Genomic DNA, 19,838 nt, shown 5'->3' with positions numbered 1-19,838 from the left:
GATCACCTACCGCGGGCAGAACGTGATGAACCTGTCGCTCCTGGCGGTGACGATCGCCCTCGCGGCCTTCCTCGTCGCGCGTCCCGGGCTCACGATGCTGTTCCCGGTCATCATCGTGTTCGCACTCGTCTTCGGCGTGCTGCTGATCATCCCGATCGGCGGGGCCGACATGCCGACCGTGATCTCGCTGCTCAACTCGTACGCCGGGCTGTCGGCCGCGGCGATGGGCTTCGTGCTCAACAACAACCTCCTGATCATCGCCGGCGCCCTCGACGGCTCATCGGGCTTCATCCTGTCCGTGATCATGTGCCGGGCGATGAACCGGTCGTTCAGCAACGTCCTGTTCGGCGCATTCGGTCAGGTCCAAGAAGCCGCGGCCGCCGCTGCGCCGGAGAAGCCCGTCCGCAGCGCGACGCCGGAAGAGGCGGCCTCGATCCTGGCGGCCTCGCGGTCGGTCATCGTGGTGCCGGGGTACGGCATGGCGGTCGCCCAGGCGCAGCACCAGGTGCGCGAGCTCTACGACGCGCTGACCCACCGCGGGGTCGACGTCAAGTTCGCGATCCACCCCGTGGCCGGCCGCATGCCCGGGCACATGAACGTCCTGCTGGCCGAGGCCGACATTCCGTACGACCGGCTCCTCGGCCTGGAAGACGCCAACCCCGAACTCGCGCAGGCGGACGTCGCCTTGGTCGTCGGCGCAAACGACATCACGAACCCCGCGGCCCGCCACGACCGGACGAGCCCGATCTACGGCATGCCGATCCTCGACGTGGACAAGGCCGGCGTGGTGATGGTGATCAAGCGGAGCATGCGGCCCGGATTCGCGGGGGTCGAGAACGAGCTTTACTACCTCGACAAGACGCTCATGCTGTTCGGAGACGCCAAGGCCTTCGTCGGCGAGATCACGAAGGAACTCGCCGAGACCGGTCGCGGCGCGGCGCCCGCTCCGCGACCGGAGGCAGCCGCGTTCCACCGGTGACGGCCTTGACGGCAACGCCCTCTCCCCAGACGTTTCGCGCGCTCACGGTCGACGGTTTGGACGCGCTACTCCAGGCCCTTCGCCGCCGCGGGTACCGGCTTGTCGGCCCGACGCTGCGCGACGGGGCGATCGTCTACGACGAGATCGCCTCCACCGCCGACCTCCCGGCCGGCTGGACCGACGTCCAGGACGGCGGCACCTACCGGGTCGAGCGGCGACATGACCAGGCCCTCTTCGGCTACCCCGTCGGCCCGCACTCGTGGAAGCGTTTTCTGTTCCCGGCCGCCACGCGCCTGTGGCGGGCGCGCCGCGTCGCCGGCCGGGGGCCCGGGGATTTCGAAATCGACGGCACTCGCGAGCCGGCACCGCGCTACGCGTTCATCGGCGTGCGCGGATGCGACCTGCACGCGATCGCGATCCAAGACCGCGTCTTCCTGGAAGGGCCGCACGTCGACCCGACCTACAAGGCGCTTCGGGACGGCGCGTTCGTCGTGGCCGTAAACTGCGGCCAGGCCGGGGGGACGTGTTTCTGCGTGTCGATGAAGACCGGGCCCCGGGTCACGGCGGGATTCGATCTTGCGCTTACGGAGGTGCTCGAGGACGGCCGCCACGAGTTCATCGTCGAGACCGGCACGGACCGGGGCGCGGAGGTCCTCCGGGAGGTCCCGGCCGCGGACGGCCCGCCGGACGCCGCGGACACGATCGAGCGCACGGTCGCCCGCGCGGCCGCCCAGATGGGCCGGACGATGGACACGGCCGGCATCAAGGACCTGCTGTACCGGAACCTCGATCACCCGCGCTGGGACGACGTCGCCGCGCGCTGCCTCACCTGCGCCAACTGCACGATGGTCTGCCCCACATGTTTTTGCAGCTCGGTCGAGGACACGACCGACCTCACCGGCGAGCACGCGGAACGCTGGCGCCGCTGGGACTCGTGCTTCACGATGGACTTCTCCTACATCCACGGCGGCAACGTGCGGAACTCCCCGAAGTCGCGGTACCGGCAGTGGATGACGCACAAGCTGGGATCGTGGATCGATCAGTTCGGCACGTCGGGCTGCGTCGGCTGCGGACGCTGCATCACCTGGTGCCCGGTCGGCATCGACATCACGGAGGAAGTCCGCGCGATCCGCGAGAGCGAGACGCCGCCCCCGGGCGGCGCGGCCCCGCCGGGGCACGACGGCGCCAAGGAGCCCCACGATGCGTGATCTCTCAGACCTGCTCGCCGATCATCCGTTCTTCCGCGGGTTGCGGCCCGACGACGTCGCGCTCATCGCCGGATGCGGCTCGAACGTCCACTACGCCGCGAACGAGATGGTCTTCCGGGAGGGCGCCGCGGCCGACCATTTCTACCTGCTCCGCCACGGACGGGTGGCGCTCGAGATCGACTCGCCGGAGCGCGGGGCGCTCGTGGTGCTGACGGTCGGCGCCGGCGACGTCGTGGGATGGTCGTGGCTGGTGCCGCCCTACCGCATGTCCTGCGACGCGCGGGCGCTCGAGCCCGTCCGGGCGACCCAGTTCGACGGCGCGTGCATCCGGCGAAAGTGCGAGGAGGATCCGCGCCTCGGCTACGAGCTGCTGAAGCGCTTTGCCGGCGTGATCGGGCAGCGCCTGCGGGCGACCCGTCTCCAACTCCTCGATGTCTACGGCACGCGTGTCTGACGCGCGTCGCGCCGCGCCCACCCCGGCCCCCGCGCCGGATCCGATGGCGCCGGCGCCGTACCGCGTGCGGCGCGTGTCGCGCGATACGCACGACACGGTGACCATTGAGCTCGAGCCGCCGCACGACCGCGTCCCATCCGGGTCCGCGGCGGGACCACGTTTCGCCCCCGGACAGTTCAACATGCTCTACATGTTCGGGCTCGGCGAGGTCCCGATTTCGATCAGCGGCGATCCCGCCGAACCGGACGCCCTGGTGCACACCGTCCGCGCGGTCGGAGCGGTGACGCGGGCGCTCCGCGGCCTGCGCCGCGGCGCCGTCGTCGGCGTGCGGGGTCCCTACGGCAGCGCCTGGCCGGTCGACGAAGCCGCCGGGCACGACGTGGTCATCATGGCCGGCGGGATCGGGCTGGCCCCCCTCCGCCCCGCGATCTACCACCTGCTCGCGCGCCGCGATCGGTACGGCAAGGTGGTGCTGCTGTACGGGGCGCGCACGCCGGCCGACCTGCTCTATACGCGCCAGTTGGAGCGGTGGCGCGGCCGCTTCGACGCGCAGATCGAGGTCACCGTCGACGCGGCCCCGCCGGGCACATGGCTGGGCCACGTCGGGGTCGCGGGGACGCTGCTGCCCCGCGCGGAGTTCGACGCGTCCCGGGCAGTCGCGCTTGTCTGCGGGCCCGAGGTCATGATGCGCTTCGCGATCGCCGACCTCCGGCACCGGGGACTCGCTCCCGAGCAGATCTATCTATCCATGGAGCGCAACATGCGGTGCGCGATCGGGCTGTGCGGCCACTGTCAGTTCGGCCCCACGTTCGTCTGCAAAGACGGGCCGGTGTTCCGCTACGACCGCCTGGCGCCGTTTCTCGGGGTGCGGGAGTTCTGATGGCCGCGCGACGTCGTGCCCCGGCGAAACGCCGAGTCCCGGCCGCCCGGGCGCCGGCGGGCGCGGAGCGGCCGCGCCGGCCGACGCTCGCGGTCTGGAAGTTCGCGTCCTGCGACGGGTGCCAGCTGACGCTGCTGTCGTGCGAAGACGAGTTGCTCGCCATCGCGGGCCGCGTCGACATCGCCTACTTCCTGGAGGCGTCGAGCGGCGTCGTTCGGGGGCCGTACGACGTGTCGCTGGTCGAAGGCTCGATCACGACCGCGCACGACGCGGAACGGATCCGCCGCGTGCGGGAGGACTCGCGGTTCCTCGTCACGATCGGCGCCTGCGCGACCGCGGGGGGCATCCAGACGCTGCGCAACTTCCAGGACGTCCGGGAGTTCACCCGGGCCGTCTACGCCAAACCCGAGTACATCAAGACGCTCGCGACGTCCACGCCGATCTCGGCGCACGTGAAGGTCGACTTCGAGCTCCAGGGCTGCCCAATCAACAAGGCGCAGCTCCTCGAGGTCTTGAGCGCCTATCTCCACGGGCGGGCGCCCGTCATCCGGAACCACAGCGTCTGCGTCGAGTGCAAGCGGCGCGGCACGGTCTGCGTCATGGTGGCCCGCGGGACGCCGTGCCTCGGCCCCGTCACCCACGCGGGGTGCGGCGCGATCTGCCCCGCTTACGACCGCGGATGCTACGGCTGCTACGGCCCGATGGAGAGTCCCAATACGAATTCGCTCACCGCCTGGTGGCGGCATCTCGGCGTGCCTGACGCGGAGATCGCGCGGGCCTACCGCGGGATCAACGGCGAGAAGGAGCCATTCCGCAGGGCGGCCGAGGCGCTGGGCATCCCTCCGGGCGCGCCGGAGCGCAGCCCCCGTGACCCCCGTGCCGGTTAAGCGCCGCACGATCAAAGTGGACGCCCTGGCCCGGGTCGAGGGCGAGGGCGCGCTGTACGTGCACACGGCGGGCAACCGGGTCACCGAGGTGCGCCTGGACATCTACGAGCCGCCGCGCTTCTTCGAAGCCTTCCTGCGCGGCCGGGCGTACACGGAGGCGCCGGACATCACCGCGCGCATCTGCGGCATCTGCCCGGTGGCCTATCAGATGAGCGCGTGCCGGGCGATGGAGGACGCCTGCGGCGTGCGGGTGGACGGGCAGATCCGCGCCCTGCGCCGCCTGCTGTACTGCGGCGAGTGGATCGAGAGCCACGCGCTCCATATCTACATGCTGCACGCTCCCGACTTCCTCGGGTACGGAAGCATCGTCGAGATGGCCCGCGATCATCAGAAGGTCGCGGAGCGCGGCCTCGCGCTCAAGCGCACCGGCAACGAGCTCATGCGCCTCGTCGGCGGCCGCGAGGTCCATCCGATCAACGTTCGCGTGGGCGGGTTCTACCGCGCGCCGTCCCGGACGGAGCTGGACGGGATGGTGGACCGCCTGAGGCAGGCCCGGGACGACGCGGTGGAAACCGTGCGCTGGGTGGCCGGCTTCGACTTCCCCGACTTCGAACAGCCCTACGAGTTCGTGGCCCTCCGGCGGTCCGGGGAATACCCGATCGACGACGGCCGCATCGTCAGCAGCGGCGGTCTCGACGTCGCCGTCGCCGAGTACGCCGACCACTTCGTCGAGGAGCAGGTCGCGCACTCGAACGCCCTGCACTCGCGCCTCCGCGGCCGGACGTATCTCGTGGGACCGCTCGCCCGCTACAATCTCAACTTCGACGCGCTCTCCGCGACGGCGAAGGCCGCCGCGCGCGACGCCGGGCTGGGTACCGTGTGCCGCAACCCGTTCCGGAGCATCGTCGTGCGCGCGGTCGAGGTCGTCTACGCGTGCGACGAGGCGCTCCGGTTGATCGGGCAGTACGAGGCGCCGCCGCGGCCGTTCGTGGACGTGCCGGCACGCCGGGCGACCGGGCACGGGTGCACCGAGGCGCCGCGGGGCATTCTGTATCACCGTTATGAGATCGACGAGAGCGGCGGCATCGTCAGCGCCCGGATCGTGCCGCCGACGTCCCAGAATCAGGCGCAGATCGAGGCCGACCTCCGCGACGTCGTGCAGCAGTCGCTCGCCCTCCCGGACGACCGGCTCACGCTTCGCTGCGAGCAGGCGGTCCGCAACTACGATCCGTGCATCTCCTGTGCCACCCATTTCCTCCGGCTCCACATCGACCGTGAATGACCCTCCCGTGCGCGTGCCTGTGCTCGTCGTCGGTGTGGGCAACCGGGACCGCGGAGACGACGGCGCCGGGCTCGCCGCCGCGGCGCGGATCGGCGCGGCCTCGGGAGTGCCGGTGGCGCTGCTCGACGCGATCGGCGACGGCACAGCGCTCCTCGACGTCTGGCGCGGGGTGGACACGGTGATCGTGCTCGACGCGATGCGATCCGGAGCCGCCGCCGGGACGGTCCGCCGCCTGGACGCGGGCCTGGACGGCGGTCTTCACCACAACGCTGCCGGCGGCAAATCCGCCGGCACGGGGCATGGGCCGGCGAAGGCGGCCGCGATGCTGGGCGCGGGCCGGAACCTCGGCGGCTCGACGCACGGCCTCGGCGTGGCGGAGGCGATCGCGCTCGGAGACGCGCTCGGACGCCTGCCGCGCCGCCTGGTCATCTTCGGCATCGAGGGACGGCGGTTCGACGCCGGGACGGACTTGTCGCCGGAGGCGGCCGGCGCGGTGGACGAAGCCGTGCGGCTCGGCCTCGAGGAGGTCGCGGATGTGCCTCGCCCTGCCGGGTAGGGTGCTCGAGATCGTCGACGCCGGCGCGCGCACGGCGCGGGTGGACGTCCGCGGGGCGCCCCGGACCATCACGCTGGGCCTGCTCGACGCGGCGCCGGGGGACTGGGTCCTGGTGAGCATGGGACTCGCGATCGAGCGGATCAGCGAGGCCGACGCGGCCGAGACGCTGCGTCTCCTCGACGAATTGGAAAGTCTGGCGGCCGGCGGCGAGTTCGCCGGCGCGGACGACCCGGCGGAGGCGCCGTCGTGAGCCGCGAGGGCGCGCTGCTTGCCGCCCGGTTCAGCTTCATGCCGAACCGCCTGGGCTACTGCGGCCCGGAAGAGAACCGGACGATGCTCGAGTATCTCGCCGACGGCCACAGCGACCGGGGACTCGAGCAGATCCTGTCGCGCTTCGCCGGCGCCTTCCCCTACTACTCGTTCATCGCCGCGGCGAACGGCATCGCCGATCCGTTCGACGTGCGGGTCATCGAAGCGTACTGGATCGGCAACCGTTTGCTCGCGGGCATCGAGGCGGCCGACCTCCGCCGGCACTTGGAGGACCGGTTCCGCGCGCGGTTTCCGGCGCGCCTCCTGCGGTCCGTGCTCGGCCAGGCGCCGTCCGGCGGCCGGCCGCACCACAACTTCCACGTGTTCAGCATGCCAGTGCGGACGGGCCACCAGGAGACAGCGCACAACCTCGCCACGATGGACGCGTGCAGGATCAGCTGGGGCACGGTCGTCGCGGAGCACGGCGACACGCTTTTGGTGGAGCGGCGGCCGCTCTCGCTCGCCGGCGGCGAGTTGATCCTCGGCGCCTCGGAGCCGCGCGGCGTGTTCCGACGCTTCGACGGCAGGGTACTGCTGGACGGCGCGCATCCCGGCGACGTGGTCGCAGTGCACTGGGGCTGCGCGTGCCACCGGCTCACGCCGGCGCAGCGCCGGTATCTCGCCTACTACACGCGCCTGCATCTCGCGCTGGCCAACCGCGATCGGCGCGGCGCCGTCCTCGCCGCGGGGCCCGGGTAGCCGCCGTGCACGAACTCTCGATCGCCGTGAGCCTCGTCGAGATGGCTTCGGAGCGGGCCGCCGAGATCGGCGGCCCGCGGGTCGACGCGGTGCACGTCCGCCTCGGAGCGCTGTCCGGGGTCGTCGAAGAGGCGCTGCGCTTCTCGTTCGACCTGGCCGCCGGCGGCACGCCGGTGGACGGCGCGCGCCTGATCGTCGAGCGGGTGCCGGTCGCGGTCTTCTGTGCCGGCTGCCGCGCGGAACGCGTCCTCGCGGAACCGCTCCGCTTCCTCTGTCCCGTCTGCGGCGCGCCGGCGGGCGACCTTGTGCACGGACGGGAGATCGAATTGACGGCGCTGGAGGTGGACGACCTTGCCGCCGCGGATCGTTGAAGTCCGCCGGAACGTGCTGGCCAAGAACGACGCGCTGGCCGCGCGCCTGCGCGCGCGGTTCGCGGAGGCGGGCGTCTGCGTGGTGGGCCTGGTCTCGAGCCCCGGCGCCGGGAAGACCGCGCTGCTGAGCGAGACCCTGCGGCGCCTCGGCGCCCGCGTCGCCGCCCTGGTCGGCGACCTCGCCACCGACAACGACGCGGTCCGCCTCCGGACGAGCGGCGCCCCGGTCCGCCAGATCACCACCGGCACGGTCTGCCATCTGGACGCCGCGATGGTCGAGCAGGCCCTCAAGGGGTGGGATCTTACGTCGCTCGATTTCCTCTTCATCGAAAACGTCGGAAACCTCGTCTGCCCCGCGTCCTACGACCTCGGCGAGGATCTGCGCGTCGTGCTGCTGTCCGTGGCCGAAGGGGAAGACAAGCCGCTGAAGTATCCCGTGATCTTCCACGGCGCCGACCTCGCGCTGATCACGAAAGCGGACCTCGCGGAGGCGTGCGGGTACGACGAGGCGCTGGCACGCAGGGAGCTCGATGCCGTGCGCCCGGGACTCGACGTGCTTCGCGTGTCGGCGAAATCGGGCGAAGGCCTGCCCGCCTGGCTGGCGCGTCTCGATGCCGCGGCGGCCGAGAAACGCGCGGCGGCGCCCCCCGTGGGGACTGGCCGGCGTGAATTACATGGTGGCCGGCCGCCTGTCGGCCGGCGGAATGCGCCGGCGGCGCCGGTGTGACGGCCGCCGGCGGTCGCAACCCGCGGCTCGGGTATCAGTTCGCGGCCCTCAACGCCCTGATCAGCGGGTTCGCGGTCTTCTTGAACAGCCTCGGCGTGCGGATGTTCGCGGACTCGACGCTGTACACGGCGCTGAAGAACGGCGTCGTCGCGGTCGCCGTCGTGCTGCCGTTTATCGTGAGCCGGTCCCGCCGCGAGGAGCTGGCGCGGCTCACCCGAGGCCAGTGGGGCCTGCTCGTCGCAATCGCCCTGGTCGCCGGGAGCGTCGCGTACGGCGTGGACTTTCGGGGACGGCAGATCAGCACGGCGACGACGGCCGCGGTGATCGGACACACCCAATTCTTGGTCGTGGCGGCGCTCGCGGCGTTGTTTCTGGGGGAGCGCTTCCCCCGCACCGTACCCGTCGCGCTGGCGGTGTTGGCGGCCGGGCTGACGCTCGGTGTCCGGATCCACGACGTCCGCCTGGACGGCGGCGTCCCGCTGCTGGCGGCCAGCACGCTCTTGTTCGCCGCCGGCGCCGTGCTGATCAAGATCGCGCTGCGCACCGTCTCCATCGCGGCGGTCGTCGCGGTCAAGATGGCCCTCGGCGCCGTGCTGCTGTTCGCCTACGTCGCGGCGGCGGGCGGGCTCGGCGCGATCGCGCGCCTCTCCGCGGTGCAGTGGGGCTTTGTGCTCGTCACAGGCCTGCTCTTGCTCGCGTTCACGCTCACGGCGGTCGCGGGCCTCCACCACGCGTCCGCCACGGGCGTCACAGCCGTCTCGGCCGCGGCGCCGATCGTGACCGTGGCGGTAGTGGCGGCGACGCGCCACGCACCGATCCCTCCGTCGCAGCTGCTCGGCATGGGAACGGTCCTGGCGGCGGCGCTGACGGTCTACGCGCTGGGACACGCCGAGGAGAGCCGGAGCGCGCAAGGGCGAGAGCGGGCGCCCTCGTCAACGCGATATGCGAGGGTTCTCCGCGGCGCCTCCCCGTCTCGGTGACGCCTCCGGAAACTCGAGGGCGTCCGTCACCGGGTCTTCACGCGAGCCGGGCAAAGGTCTCCGCGAGGCGGTCAAGGGCGCGCCTGGCCGTCGCGTCCCCCGCGACCTCGCGGGCCAGACACCTCCGCATGTTCGTCACGAGGAGGCGAACCCCGACCTTCTCCAGGGCCGATTTCGCCGCGAAGAGCTGGTGCGCCACCGTCTCACAGGACGCCCCTTCCTCCAGCAGGCGCTGGAGGCCGCGAATCTGCCCCTCGACGCGGCGCAGCCGCGCCAGCAGCGCCTCGTGCTCCTCGCGCAGCTCATCATCCACCCGCGGCGGCATCGTCGCCTCCTCTGATTCCGTTGAGGCCATCGTCATGAGACTCCCCCCACTGACGGGGCTCGGTAGGCGTTACGCCGCCGGTCGGGCCTCGTCGCTGCGGGCCGCGGCCCGGAGCCGCTTGTCGGGATCCGTGCGCGCGAAGTACCAATCGAAGACCGGCTCCAGCCATCCCCGCAGGCTGAGCCAGTACATGTGGGCCATCATCATCTTCATCGCGTGGTTGAGACGGTTCGGCGGGACGTTGAGGACCGGCGAGGCATACGACCCAATGACGAACGTCCCCATGCCGTACGCGAGGTCTACCGCGCAGTGCGTCCGGCCGCGGAACTGCGCCGGGGCTCCGCTCAGGAGGGCCGCCACCACCTTCGCCTCGAGGTGCGCGCCGACGCCGGCCTTGGAGGTCGGCAGGTTCGTCGCATCGCCGATGGCAAAGGCGTTGTCGAAGCCTTTGATGCGGAGCGTCTGCTTGTCGGTGACGACGAAGCGGTTCGCGTCGACCACGCCGGCGGGTTCGTAGGCGATGTCGGCGCCGACGAAGGGCGGGATGAGGATGGGCAGGTCGTACTGAATCTCCTCGCCCTCGATGGAGTAGATCGTGCGGGCCGCCGGATCGATCCGGTCTACGTCGAAGAACGGCATGATCTCGATGCCGCGCGCGCGCATGATCGGCTCGACGATGGCGTTCATGGGCTCGGCCGGATACGCCCGCGGGTAGGGCGAGATGAAGACGAGGCGCGTGCGATCGCGCAGGCCGCGCCGGTGCAGCAGCTCCTCGGTCAAGAGCATCCCTTCCACGGGCGACGGCGGGCACTTGATGACCGGGGACGTCTGTCCCAGCACGATCGTCCCGCCGCGGAAAGCGTCGAGGCCGGCCCAGACCTTCTGCGCCCAGGCGACGTTGCTGTGGTAGTTGCCGAACTGCTCGTTGACGTCCGCGAGGCCCGGAATCTGCTCCGGGTCGGTCGTCACGCCGGTGGCCACGACGAGGGCGTCGTAATCGTAGACACTCCCGGCGCCGGTGGTGACCAGGCGCGCCCCGAGATCGATGCGCGTCACCGGTTCCTGGATGAACCGGACGTGACGCGCCAGGAGGCGCCGCTCGTCGCGAATGATGCGCGGGTTGGCGTTCTTGAACGCGACGTAGAGCAGCGCCGGCTGGAACATATGCTCCGGCGACTTGCTCAGGACAATGGTCTCGAAGCGCCGCCGATCCAGCATGTTGGCCAGCATCGTGGCGCCCGAGCCGCCGCCGACGATCAGGACGCGCTTCATACGCTCACCTCACCGGCGCAGAATCTTGACGATGGTGACGATCTTGTCCGCCTGGTCCTCGATCGACACGATCTCGTTCCGCGTCTTGGCGGCCCACGCCTGAACGTCCGGCTTCACGCCCGGGTCGGTGGCCCACAGTTCGATGACATCGCCGACCTTCGAGCGGCGGTAGGCGATCGCCAGGTCGGTGATCGGTCCGGGACACGACGACCCCCGGGAATCTACCAGCGTCCGCGTCGCCGCGGCCGTGTTCGCTACTGTGCTCCCGTCCATATCCGCACCTCAGATGAACAGCGTCTGGCCGCCCTCGGCCGCCTGGAGGAAGGTCGCGGCGCCGACGACGTCGTCCACGAGATCGTTGAAGTCGCTCTTCTTGAGTCCCATGACCTCGGCCATCATCGAGCACGCATAGACTTTCGCGCCCAATTCTTTGGCCTGGCGCAGCATCGCGTCCCACGGCTGTACGCGGGCGGCCTTCATGCCCTGGGCGAGGCCCGGCGCCATCGCCGCAAACTCCGGCGGGAACGGCAGGTCGTGGGGCGTCTTTGTGAAGCCGAGCAGGCCGAAGCCCGTCACGAACACGTTCACCTGCATCTCCATCGCTGCCGCGCCCTGTGCGAGCACGCCGAGCGGAATGAACTTATCGGCGGTCCCGCTGAACATGATGATCGAGAGCTTGCCGGTCGCCACGCTTCCCGTATCTTGCTTCGACGGAACGTCCATCGTCTTACTCATCGCACCCGCCTCCTGTCGCGACGTCTCCAAGCCTTGCCACTCCTGAACATACGCTACCCCCTAGGGTATTAACATCGGGCGGCCATCCTATTGGGGGTCGGGCATTCGGCGGAGAGCGCGGGGACCGCGTCAGGACGTACCGCGGGTGGCCGCGGCTCTTGGAGAGCCGCGGCCACCCACACGTGCTTCGGAGGTGCGTGACGCGCGGCGGCGGATCTTAGGCCGGCGCCGGCGCCGTCCGGGTCGAGGCTATCGCGCGGGAGAGCTCGGACAGTTGCGCGAGGTTTTGAGCATCCACGACGGCGATCGTCGCGATGTCAACGATGTCCGCAACTTCCGCGCCGCGGCTCAGCACGTGCACGGGTTTCGCCATCCCCATCAAGACTGGGCCGACCGCGGTCGCGCCTCCGAGGTGCTGGAGGAGCTTGTAGGCGGTGTTGGCGGCCTCCAGGCTGGGGAAGATCAGGACGTTGGCTTCCCCCACCAGCGTCGAGAACGGGTAGTCCGCCCCGCGCAGCTCCGGCGACACGGCCACGTCGGCCATGATCTCCCCGTCGACCATCAAGTCGGGCCGCCGGGCCTTCACCAGCGCGGTCGCTTCCGCCATCTTGGCCGACCGGGAGTGGCGCGTCGAGCCGAAGTTCGAGAACGACAACATCGCGATACGCGGGGTGATGTTGAACTCGCCCGCCTTCTCCGCGGCCATGATGGCGATGTCGGCCAGCTCTTCGGCGGTCGGATCGACGTTGACCGTCGGGTCGGCGAGCAGATACGGACGGCCCCCCAGCGTGAGGAGATACAACCCCGCGACCCGGGAGACGCCGCGTGCCGGGCCGATGACGTGGAGGGCCGGCCGGATCACGTCAGGGTAGTGGTAGGTGAGGCCGGCGACAAACGCGTCGGCATCGCCGGCGCGAACCATCATCGCTCCGAAGTAGTTGGGCTGTAGCATCAGCGCCGCGGCCTCTCGCAGCGTGATCCCTTTCCGGCGGCGCGTTTCGTACAGCGCGGCCGCGTAGTCCGAGAGGGTCGGCGACTCTTCGGGAGTGACGATGCCGGCCTGAATAGAGATGCCGAGCTCCTGCATCCGCCTGCGGATTACATCCTCCCGGCCGAGGAGAATGGGATGCGCGATCCCCTGCCGGGAGAGCGCCGCCGCGGCACGGATGACCTTCGGCTCCTCGCCCTCGGAGAACACGACGCGCCGGGGCGAGGCCTGGGCCTTGCGCACCACAACGCTCATGATCTCCCAGCCCCGCGTCAGGCGCCGGGCGAGTTCGTCGCGATACACGGCCAGGTCCACGGTCCGGCGCGCGACACCCGAAGCCATCGCGGCCTCGGCGACCGCGGGCGCCACCCACAGCGGCACCCGCGGATCCACCGGCTTCGGGAGGATGTAGTCGGGCCCGAAGCGCAGCTGCTCGAGCCCGTAGGCCCGCAGCACCGCGTCCGGCACTTCTTCCCTCGCCAGCGCGGCGAGTGAGCGGGCCGCCGCGATCTTCATCTCGTCGTTAATCGCGCGCGCCCGGACGTCGAGCGCGCCTCTGAAGATGAACGGGAACCCCAGCACGTTGTTGACCTGGTTCGGGTCGTCGGAGCGGCCGCTCGCGACGATCGCGTCCGGGCGCGCCGCGCGGGCGTCCGCGTAGGTGATCTCCGGATCGGGGTTGGCCAGCGCGAAGATAATCGGCCGCTCCGCCATCGTCCGCACCATTTCGCGGCTGACGATGCCTGCGATCGACAACCCAACAAACACGTCCGCGCCGGTCAGCGCATCCGCGAGCGTGCGCGCCGGCGTCTCGACGGCCAGCCGCTGCTTGTAGGGGTTCATCCCCGCGGTGCGCCCGGCGTAGACGACCCCTTTTGTATCGACCAACAGGATGTGGTCCCGGCGCATCCCAAGTCTGACGAAGAACTCGGCCGACGCGATCGCCGCGGCGCCGGCGCCGCTGATCACCGTGCGGACCTGCTCGATGCGCTTCCCGGCCAGGTCCAAGGCGTTGAGCAGTCCGGCGGCCGTGATGATCGCCGTGCCGTGCTGGTCGTCGTGAAACACAGGAATATCCACCAGTTGCTTGAGCCGCTCCTCGACGAGGAAGCACTCCGGCGCCCTGATGTCCTCGAGGTTGATGCCGCCGAAGGTCGGCGCCAGTGCCCGCCCGACGCGCACAATTTCCTCGGGGTCCGTCGCGTCGATCTCGAGATCGAACGCGTCGACGTCGGCGAACCGCTTGAACAGGAGCGCCTTCCCTTCCATGACCGGCTTCGCGGCCGCCGGCCCCATATTGCCCAGCCCCAGGACGGCGGTGCCGTTGGTGAGCACCGCGACCAGATTGCCCTTCGCCGTGTACGCGAACGCCTCGAGGGGATCCGCGTGAATGTCGCGGACGGGCTCGGCGACGCCCGGCGTATACGCCAGCGACAGGTCGCGCTGGGTGGCACAGGGTTTGGTCACGGCGATGGCGATCTTCCCCGCGCGGCCCGTGCGATGATACTCGAGTGCATCTTCACGAGAAATCGGCATGATTATCCCCCCGGGAGAGTCGAGCGATTCTAACACGAAGTATGCCGGTCTTCGCGCCGGCGATATATCCGGCGGACAGACGATTGCGCGTGGGTTCCGCGCCCGATGCCCGCCCGACGGTCAGACGAGGCCCGTTACGCGGCCCGCCGCGTCCACATCGATCTGCGCCGCGTGCGGGTGGCTCGGCTGGCCCGGCATCGTCATGATGTCGCCCGCCAGCGCGTAAAGGTACCCCGCTCCCGCCGCGAGCCGCACGCCCCGAATGGGAAACGTGTATCCGCTCGGCGCGCCTTTGAGCGCCGGATCGTGCGACAGCGAGAGGTGCGTCTTCGCGATGCAGACGGGCAGGCCGCCGTATCCGGCTTTGATGTAGCGCTCCAGGTCGCGCCGGGCCTCCGGCGCGAAGGAGACGTCGGCCGCGCCGTAGAGCCGGGTGGCGAGCGTCATGATCTTCGCTTCCGGGCTCTCCTCGAGGCGGTACAGCGGCCGAACGGCGGCGCCGAACCGGCAGGCCTCCTCGACCGCGTTGGCGAGACCGACGCATCCGGCCCCTCCCTGCGCGAACCCCCAGTGCTCGGCGACGGCCGCCGCACCCGCATCCGCCGCCAGCGACCGGACCGCCCGCAGCTCCGCCGGCGAATCCGTCTCGTAGCGATTGACGGCCACCACGACGGGCACGCCGAAGGCGCGGAGATTGCGAATCTGACGGGTCAGGTTGGCCGCCCCGGTCTCGAGGTCCGGCACGTTTTCCCGCCAGAGGTCCGCGGGGACGGCGCGGCCCTCGGCCAGCCGGTACCGTCCGGAGTGGCTCTTAATACCGGGCACGGTCGCGACCAGCACGGCGGCGTCCGGCGCGAGGCCCGATGCGCGGCACTTGATATCGAAGAACTTCTCCGCGCCCATGTCCGCCCCGAAGCCCGCCTCGGTGACGAGGTACTCGACCCGCGGCAGCGCGACCAGATCCGCGATGATCGACGAGTTCCCGTGCGAGATGTTACCGAACGGGCCGGTATGGATGAACGCGGGCGTGCCTTCCACGGTCTGCATCAGGTTGGGCTGCATCGCCTCGCGGAGCAGCGCGGCCATCGCCCCGGCGCAGCGGAGTTCTTCGGCCAGGACCGGCCGGTCGCCGTCGAATCCCGCCACGATCTTGCCGAGCCGCGCCCGGAGATCCCGGCCGTCCAGGCTGAGGGCGAGAAGCGCCATGACCTCGCTCGCCGCGGTGATGTCGAAGCCCGTCTCGCGCGGGACGCCGTTGGCGTGCCCGCCGAGCCCGGTCACGATGCGGCGCAGCGCCCGATCGGAGATGTCGCCCACACGGCGCCACTGCACGGTAAACGGATCGATCGGGATCGAGCGGCGCATCAACACGTCGTCGATGAAGGCGGCCAGCAGGTTGTTGGCGTTCGCGACAGCGTGCGCGTCGCCGCCGAGGCCGAGCAGGCACTCGTCGAGCGGCACGATGTGCGATGCGCCGCCCCCCGCCCCGCCGCCCTTCACGCCGAGCGTCGGACCGAGCGTCGACTCCCGGATCGCCACCGCCGCGGTCCGGCCGCGCCGCCAGAGCCCCATGGACAGCCCGATCGCGGTAACGGTCTTCCCCTCGCCGAGCGGCGTGGGGGTGATGGCCGAGACGAGCACGTACTTGCCGCGCGGATGACCGACGCGCGTCCCGCACGCCGCCTCGACCGTGTCGCGGGCGATCTTCGCGCGGTGGCGCCCGTGGAGATCGAGATCACGTTCGGCGAGGCCGATCGACGCCGCCACCTCGCGGATGTCGCGAAGCTCCCCGGTCGGACTCGGCAACAGAGCGACGGTGCGCTGCATAAAACACCTCCACCCCCATGTTCCGCCAGATCGGAGCGGATTTCATCGGGCGTAGGTCGTATTTGGGCGTGGAGCGGCGACCGGTTTTGCTCAGGCGCGGTCTGAGGCGGCGAGATCGACCGTGGCCACGATACACACCGCCGTCACCAGGGCGGCGGAGACGAGGCACCACGTGCAGTACGCGTGCAGGATGAACGCTTCAACCGCGGTCAGATAGAGCGCGAAGGCCGTGCCGGCCGCCGCGAGCGCGTACGCGGCGTAGCCCGCCGTGCGCCGCAACTCCGGCGGGCCCCACCGCCGGGTCGCGAGCGCGGCGACGATGAGCAGATACCCGGCCGCGCCGATGACGGCCACCGGCACATCCCCGAGCATGGCGAAGCGGCTGCCGTTTACCGTCTCGCAGCCGCCCGTGGCGATGCAGACGCGCACCGCCGGATCGTAATGATACCACGTCAAGTAGAGCGCATCGGCGAGACCCGCCAGGGCCATCCCGGTCATGGCGATCCACCGCCGGAGGGCGCCCTCGTTCACTCCGGGCCGGTTCCGCATCCTAGTGCTATACTCCCTTCGGCATGACTCCCGGACCATCTTCGACGCGCCCATCTCCCCCGCACGTGGGCAGGCCGTCGGCGCCGCACCGCCGGGCGCGTCCGTGGCTCTGGATCGCCGGTACCGCCGTCGCGATCGTCATTGCCGCCGCCGCCATCTTTTTTCTCGCCAACCGGTCCGCCACCCGCGCGCCCGAGGCGCTGGTCCCCGCCGGCGTCCCGCAGGGTGCCAGTCCGACCGGCGAGCCGATGCTCGGTTCGCCGCAAGCCAAGGTCACGATCGACGAGTTCGGGGACTTTCAGTGCCCGTATTGCGGCGAGTTCGTCCGGCAGACGGAGCCGCGCATCATCGCCACATACGTCGCCACGGGCAAGGCGCGCATGATCTGGCACACCCTCGCGTTTATCGGGCCGGAGTCCACGCTCGCGGGCCGCGCCGCCTGGTGCGCGCAGCAGCGCGGGAAATTCTGGGAGTACTTCGCCGTGCTCTATCAGCACCAGGGAGGCGAGAACACCGGCACGTTCAACACGGCGCGCCTCGAGCGGTGGGCCGGCGACGTGGGGATGGACCGTACGACGTTCGGGGCCTGTCTCGCCGACCCTCGATCGCTGACAGGCGTCGAGACGGGCACACAGGAAGCGCGGCGGACCGGCATCACGGCGACGCCCGGATTTGTCGTAAACGGTCAGAAGGCGACCGGCGCGCTTACCGTCGAGCAGTTGTCGATGATGGTCGAGCGGGCGCTCGCCGGCTCACAGTAGGGCGCTCCTGCTCCTCCGCCAGCGCCAGGTCCTCGGCTTCCTTCAGCAGGACCCCCTTCGGGCCGCGGAGATCTTTGAAGTCCTTGGGCCCCGCCGCTCCCCGGGCCCCGTAGAATGGCTTCCGGCCGTGCCGCAGCTGTTGCACGATCTGCTCCGCCGCGACCTTCCGTGCCGTGATCATCGCCCGCTTCATCGTCAGACCACCACCCGCAGCGAATAGTGCCCGCCCCACGCGTTCGCCATGCGGCCGTCGTCGAGCGGGTCGTTCCACGGCATTCCGTCGACGAGGAAGAGATACTCGTATTCACCGGGCACAAGCAGGACGTCGGCCGTCCACCAGCCGTCGGGGTCGCGCCGGAGGAGTTCCGCCGCCGAGTCCCACCGGTTGAACGAGCCCACGAGCGCCACCGACCGGGCTCCGGGGATCCGCCGTCCGTCGATGCGGAACACCACGTGACGCAGCGGCCGGTCGAGTACCGGCATCATCGGAATGCCCGCGCTACCGGACAATCAGCACGGGAATGTGCGCCCCGTGCAGCACGCGCTCACTCACGCTCCCGAGGATCAGGCCGCCGATCTGCCCGAGACCGCGGCTGCCCATAATGATCATGTCGGCCTTCGCCTCGGCCGCGGCCGCGAGGATCTCGTGCGACGGCTCGCCCCGCCGGTACTGCTTCGTCACGGGCGCGTCGACACCGTGGAACACCTCTGCCGTCTGCTCGAGAATCGCCTGCCCGGCCTTCTCGAAGCCTTCTTCCAGCACGCTGTAGTCGACCATCATGTCGGCGCCCGGCCCGCCGAGCGCGATCGCCGGAATGTGACCGGTATTGACCAGCACGATTTCCGCCTTCTGCAGCTCGCGCACGAGGCGCGCCGCGAGTGCGGCCGCGCGCTTCGCGTGCGGCGACCCGTCCGTGGCCACCAAGATCCGCATCATCTCCCGACTCCTCTCACGCTAGGCGGCGTACCGCTTCGGGAAAACCGGTGCGGGCGCCTCCGACGACCGGCGCGCCGCGGCCCGTGCAGCCAGCACGATCCCTGCGAGAACCGCCACGGCGACTACGAGCATCCCGATCCAGCCCATGAGCACCGCGCCCCATACCGGACTCGGTCCAATTTCGTACAGGCCCATCATCTGCGATCACCTCGTGTGAGCATGCGCCCCGATCGCTTCGCACGAGGCGCCCCGCGGCGGGGCACTCCCCGCTTCGGTGTCCCGGCGGTCCTCGGCGCTGCCGTCTCCGCGCCTGTCCGGCGCGGTTCGTGCAGGTTCAAGAACACCTGGATGATGTCGCTCGCGCTCACGATGCCGGTGACCCGTCCGCCGCCGACGACGGGCACGCGGCGCACCATCTGGTCGAGCATCAGCGCCGCGATTTCGTCGACCGGTGTATCTTCGGAGACGGAGACCGAGTCGGCGGTCATGACGTCGCGGATCGTGCCGCCGTGGCGGGCGGAGAGATCGGTGAAACTGACCATGCCGACCAGCTGGCCGGTCCCGTCGACGACCGGCGCGCCGTGAATGCGGTAGTGGAGCAGCGCATCCGCCGCGTCGGCGATCGACATCCCCGGCGACAGCGAAACGACGTCCCGGCTCATGATGTCGCGTGCGACCTGCGCCATATCTGCCACCCCTCGCCCCAGGTCGTGTTCAGTCACCACCAGGGTACCATCGACCGTCCGGGGCGACGATCCGACCTGGACCTGATTCTGTGTTCGGGCGGTCCGCCGATGGACGCGGGTGGCCGGAAGGAAGCTGCCGCGGGCCGGGCGAGAAGCGTGTGGGCTTAGGCGCCGCCGATCGTCAAAATCAAATCTGTCGCGTACGCGGCGAGGAAACCCATGATAATGCCCCAGGCCGCGACAGGAGGCTGCTGAAACCGGCGGCCGACCGCGTACATCTCGCCGATCACGTAAAAGAGCGCGCCGGCCGCCAGCGCGAGAAAGAGGACAAACGCCTGGGGCGAGTTGACGCGGTAGCCGATGAGCGTGCCGAGAAACGTGGGCCCGCCGCCGATCAGGCCGGCCGCGCCCAAAAACGACCAGGACGGCACTTCGCCGGCGGCGGCCACCGGCGCCGCGACCGCGAACCCCTCCGTGACGTTGTGGAGCCCAAATCCGATGATGAGCACCAGCGCGAACCCGATCGCTCCCGTGGAGGCGGCTTGGCCGATGGCGAGGCCTTCAGAAAAATTGTGGAGGCCGAGCCCCGTCGCGACCAAGAGCGTCAGTTGATAGGGGCCCGGCAGCCGCGGAGACGCCCGCCGGCCGGCGACGCTTGCGAACGTGACCAGGCCCACGAGGCCGAAGACCAGTCCGAGCACGAGCATGAGCACTAGCAGGGCGAAGGCGCCCCAGTGGCCTGATTTCATGGCGGCCTTGAGCGCCCCGTTGATCGGCTCCTGGGCCTTCGAGAGAATGTCCCACACGAGGAAGAGCAGCACCCCGATTGCGACGGCGTTCAACAGATTTTGGAGCGTCTTCGTCCGCGGCCCCAGCCGGGCGACCGGCAG

Annotated in this window: 25 protein-coding genes; 13 read left to right on the top strand and 12 right to left on the bottom strand. The window is 70.3% G+C overall.

Annotated features, from left to right (window positions below):
* The 12 genes from VKT83_17745 to VKT83_17690 form a co-directional block, all read left to right on the top strand.
* Positions 1–979: NAD(P)(+) transhydrogenase (Re/Si-specific) subunit beta (locus VKT83_17745; GenBank protein ID HLY24313.1), on the top strand; the 979-nt coding region annotated here is incomplete at its 5' end.
* A gap of 5 nt (positions 980–984) precedes the next feature.
* Positions 985–2,187: a 4Fe-4S dicluster domain-containing protein gene (locus VKT83_17740; protein HLY24312.1), complete on the top strand. Its 1,203-nt coding sequence runs from the start codon at positions 985–987 to the stop codon at positions 2,185–2,187.
* Positions 2,180–2,641 carry a cyclic nucleotide-binding domain-containing protein gene (locus VKT83_17735; GenBank protein HLY24311.1) on the top strand — a complete coding sequence of 154 codons (462 nt, stop codon included), beginning with the start codon at positions 2,180–2,182 and terminating at the stop codon, positions 2,639–2,641. The genes VKT83_17740 and VKT83_17735 overlap by 8 nt, the downstream gene beginning before the upstream one ends.
* A gap of 43 nt (positions 2,642–2,684) precedes the next feature.
* Positions 2,685–3,521, top strand: coding sequence for an FAD/NAD(P)-binding protein (locus VKT83_17730; GenBank protein ID HLY24310.1), 837 nt, complete (start codon positions 2,685–2,687; stop codon positions 3,519–3,521).
* Positions 3,521–4,408, top strand: a complete 888-nt coding sequence (locus VKT83_17725) for an oxidoreductase (GenBank protein ID HLY24309.1) — start codon at positions 3,521–3,523, stop codon at positions 4,406–4,408. The genes VKT83_17730 and VKT83_17725 overlap by 1 nt, the downstream gene beginning before the upstream one ends.
* A complete protein-coding gene (locus tag VKT83_17720; protein ID HLY24308.1) occupies positions 4,389–5,690 on the top strand; it encodes a Ni/Fe hydrogenase subunit alpha in 1,302 nt (433 codons plus the stop codon). Before VKT83_17725 ends, VKT83_17720 begins: the two co-directional genes overlap by 20 nt.
* Before the next feature lie 7 nt (positions 5,691–5,697).
* Complete coding sequence (locus tag VKT83_17715) at positions 5,698–6,246, top strand: hydrogenase maturation protease (protein ID HLY24307.1); 549 nt, start codon at positions 5,698–5,700, stop codon at positions 6,244–6,246.
* Entirely contained in the window at positions 6,224–6,496 is a 273-nt protein-coding gene (locus VKT83_17710) for a HypC/HybG/HupF family hydrogenase formation chaperone (GenBank protein ID HLY24306.1), read from the top strand. Before VKT83_17715 ends, VKT83_17710 begins: the two co-directional genes overlap by 23 nt.
* The gene (locus tag VKT83_17705) at positions 6,493–7,254 is read left to right on the top strand and encodes a DUF6390 family protein (GenBank protein HLY24305.1); all 762 of its coding nucleotides are present in this window, start codon (positions 6,493–6,495) and stop codon (positions 7,252–7,254) included. Before VKT83_17710 ends, VKT83_17705 begins: the two co-directional genes overlap by 4 nt.
* 5 nt (positions 7,255–7,259) lie before the next feature.
* Positions 7,260–7,625: a hydrogenase maturation nickel metallochaperone HypA gene (locus tag VKT83_17700; GenBank protein ID HLY24304.1), complete on the top strand. Its 366-nt coding sequence runs from the start codon at positions 7,260–7,262 to the stop codon at positions 7,623–7,625.
* On the top strand, positions 7,606–8,352 hold the full coding sequence (gene hypB, locus VKT83_17695) for a hydrogenase nickel incorporation protein HypB (GenBank protein ID HLY24303.1): 747 nt from the start codon (positions 7,606–7,608) through the stop codon (positions 8,350–8,352). The genes VKT83_17700 and hypB overlap by 20 nt, the downstream gene beginning before the upstream one ends.
* On the top strand, positions 8,349–9,332 hold the full coding sequence (locus VKT83_17690) for a DMT family transporter (GenBank protein HLY24302.1): 984 nt from the start codon (positions 8,349–8,351) through the stop codon (positions 9,330–9,332). The genes hypB and VKT83_17690 overlap by 4 nt, the downstream gene beginning before the upstream one ends.
* A gap of 37 nt (positions 9,333–9,369) precedes the next feature.
* Here VKT83_17690 and VKT83_17685 read toward each other — a convergent pair whose 3' ends face one another.
* The 7 genes from VKT83_17685 to VKT83_17655 all read right to left on the bottom strand — a co-directional run bounded on the left by VKT83_17685 (position 9,370) and on the right by VKT83_17655 (position 16,564).
* Complete coding sequence (locus VKT83_17685; GenBank protein ID HLY24301.1) at positions 9,370–9,657, bottom strand: metal-sensitive transcriptional regulator; 288 nt, start codon at positions 9,655–9,657, stop codon at positions 9,370–9,372.
* A 69-nt stretch (positions 9,658–9,726) separates the two neighbouring features.
* Positions 9,727–10,929 carry an FAD/NAD(P)-binding oxidoreductase gene (locus tag VKT83_17680; GenBank protein ID HLY24300.1) on the bottom strand — a complete coding sequence of 401 codons (1,203 nt, stop codon included), beginning with the start codon at positions 10,927–10,929 and terminating at the stop codon, positions 9,727–9,729.
* Between the two features lie 9 nt (positions 10,930–10,938).
* On the bottom strand, positions 10,939–11,202 hold the full coding sequence (locus VKT83_17675; protein ID HLY24299.1) for a sulfurtransferase TusA family protein: 264 nt from the start codon (positions 11,200–11,202) through the stop codon (positions 10,939–10,941).
* A 9-nt stretch (positions 11,203–11,211) separates the two neighbouring features.
* Positions 11,212–11,664, bottom strand: a complete 453-nt coding sequence (locus VKT83_17670; protein HLY24298.1) for a DsrE/DsrF/DrsH-like family protein — start codon at positions 11,662–11,664, stop codon at positions 11,212–11,214.
* A 217-nt stretch (positions 11,665–11,881) separates the two neighbouring features.
* Positions 11,882–14,188 carry an NADP-dependent malic enzyme gene (locus tag VKT83_17665; protein HLY24297.1) on the bottom strand — a complete coding sequence of 769 codons (2,307 nt, stop codon included), beginning with the start codon at positions 14,186–14,188 and terminating at the stop codon, positions 11,882–11,884.
* Positions 14,189–14,308: 120 nt separating this feature from the next.
* Positions 14,309–16,015 carry a formate--tetrahydrofolate ligase gene (locus VKT83_17660; GenBank protein HLY24296.1) on the bottom strand — a complete coding sequence of 569 codons (1,707 nt, stop codon included), beginning with the start codon at positions 16,013–16,015 and terminating at the stop codon, positions 14,309–14,311.
* 90 nt (positions 16,016–16,105) lie between these two features.
* The gene (locus VKT83_17655; protein ID HLY24295.1) at positions 16,106–16,564 is read right to left on the bottom strand and encodes a vitamin K epoxide reductase family protein; all 459 of its coding nucleotides are present in this window, start codon (positions 16,562–16,564) and stop codon (positions 16,106–16,108) included.
* Positions 16,565–16,629: 65 nt separating this feature from the next.
* Between VKT83_17655 and VKT83_17650 the strand changes: the two genes are divergently transcribed.
* The gene (locus VKT83_17650; protein HLY24294.1) at positions 16,630–17,325 is read left to right on the top strand and encodes a thioredoxin domain-containing protein; all 696 of its coding nucleotides are present in this window, start codon (positions 16,630–16,632) and stop codon (positions 17,323–17,325) included.
* 195 nt (positions 17,326–17,520) lie between these two features.
* Here the strand turns inward: VKT83_17650 and VKT83_17645 are convergent, their stop codons facing one another.
* The 5 genes from VKT83_17645 to VKT83_17625 all read right to left on the bottom strand — a co-directional run.
* Complete coding sequence (locus VKT83_17645; protein ID HLY24293.1) at positions 17,521–17,811, bottom strand: glycoside hydrolase family 13; 291 nt, start codon at positions 17,809–17,811, stop codon at positions 17,521–17,523.
* A 13-nt stretch (positions 17,812–17,824) separates the two neighbouring features.
* Positions 17,825–18,262: a universal stress protein gene (locus tag VKT83_17640; GenBank protein HLY24292.1), complete on the bottom strand. Its 438-nt coding sequence runs from the start codon at positions 18,260–18,262 to the stop codon at positions 17,825–17,827.
* Positions 18,263–18,280: 18 nt separating this feature from the next.
* Entirely contained in the window at positions 18,281–18,460 is a 180-nt protein-coding gene (locus VKT83_17635) for a hypothetical protein (protein HLY24291.1), read from the bottom strand.
* Positions 18,457–18,948: a CBS domain-containing protein gene (locus VKT83_17630; GenBank protein HLY24290.1), complete on the bottom strand. Its 492-nt coding sequence runs from the start codon at positions 18,946–18,948 to the stop codon at positions 18,457–18,459. Before VKT83_17630 ends, VKT83_17635 begins: the two co-directional genes overlap by 4 nt.
* Before the next feature lie 164 nt (positions 18,949–19,112).
* On the bottom strand, positions 19,113–19,838 hold a 726-nt coding region (locus VKT83_17625), incomplete at its 5' end, for a zinc permease (protein ID HLY24289.1).

The sequence above is a fragment of the bacterium genome, assembly GCA_035308905.1.
GTDB lineage: Bacteria > Sysuimicrobiota > Sysuimicrobiia > Sysuimicrobiales > Segetimicrobiaceae > DASSJF01.
This window is presented reverse-complemented; position numbering and strand designations above follow the sequence as displayed.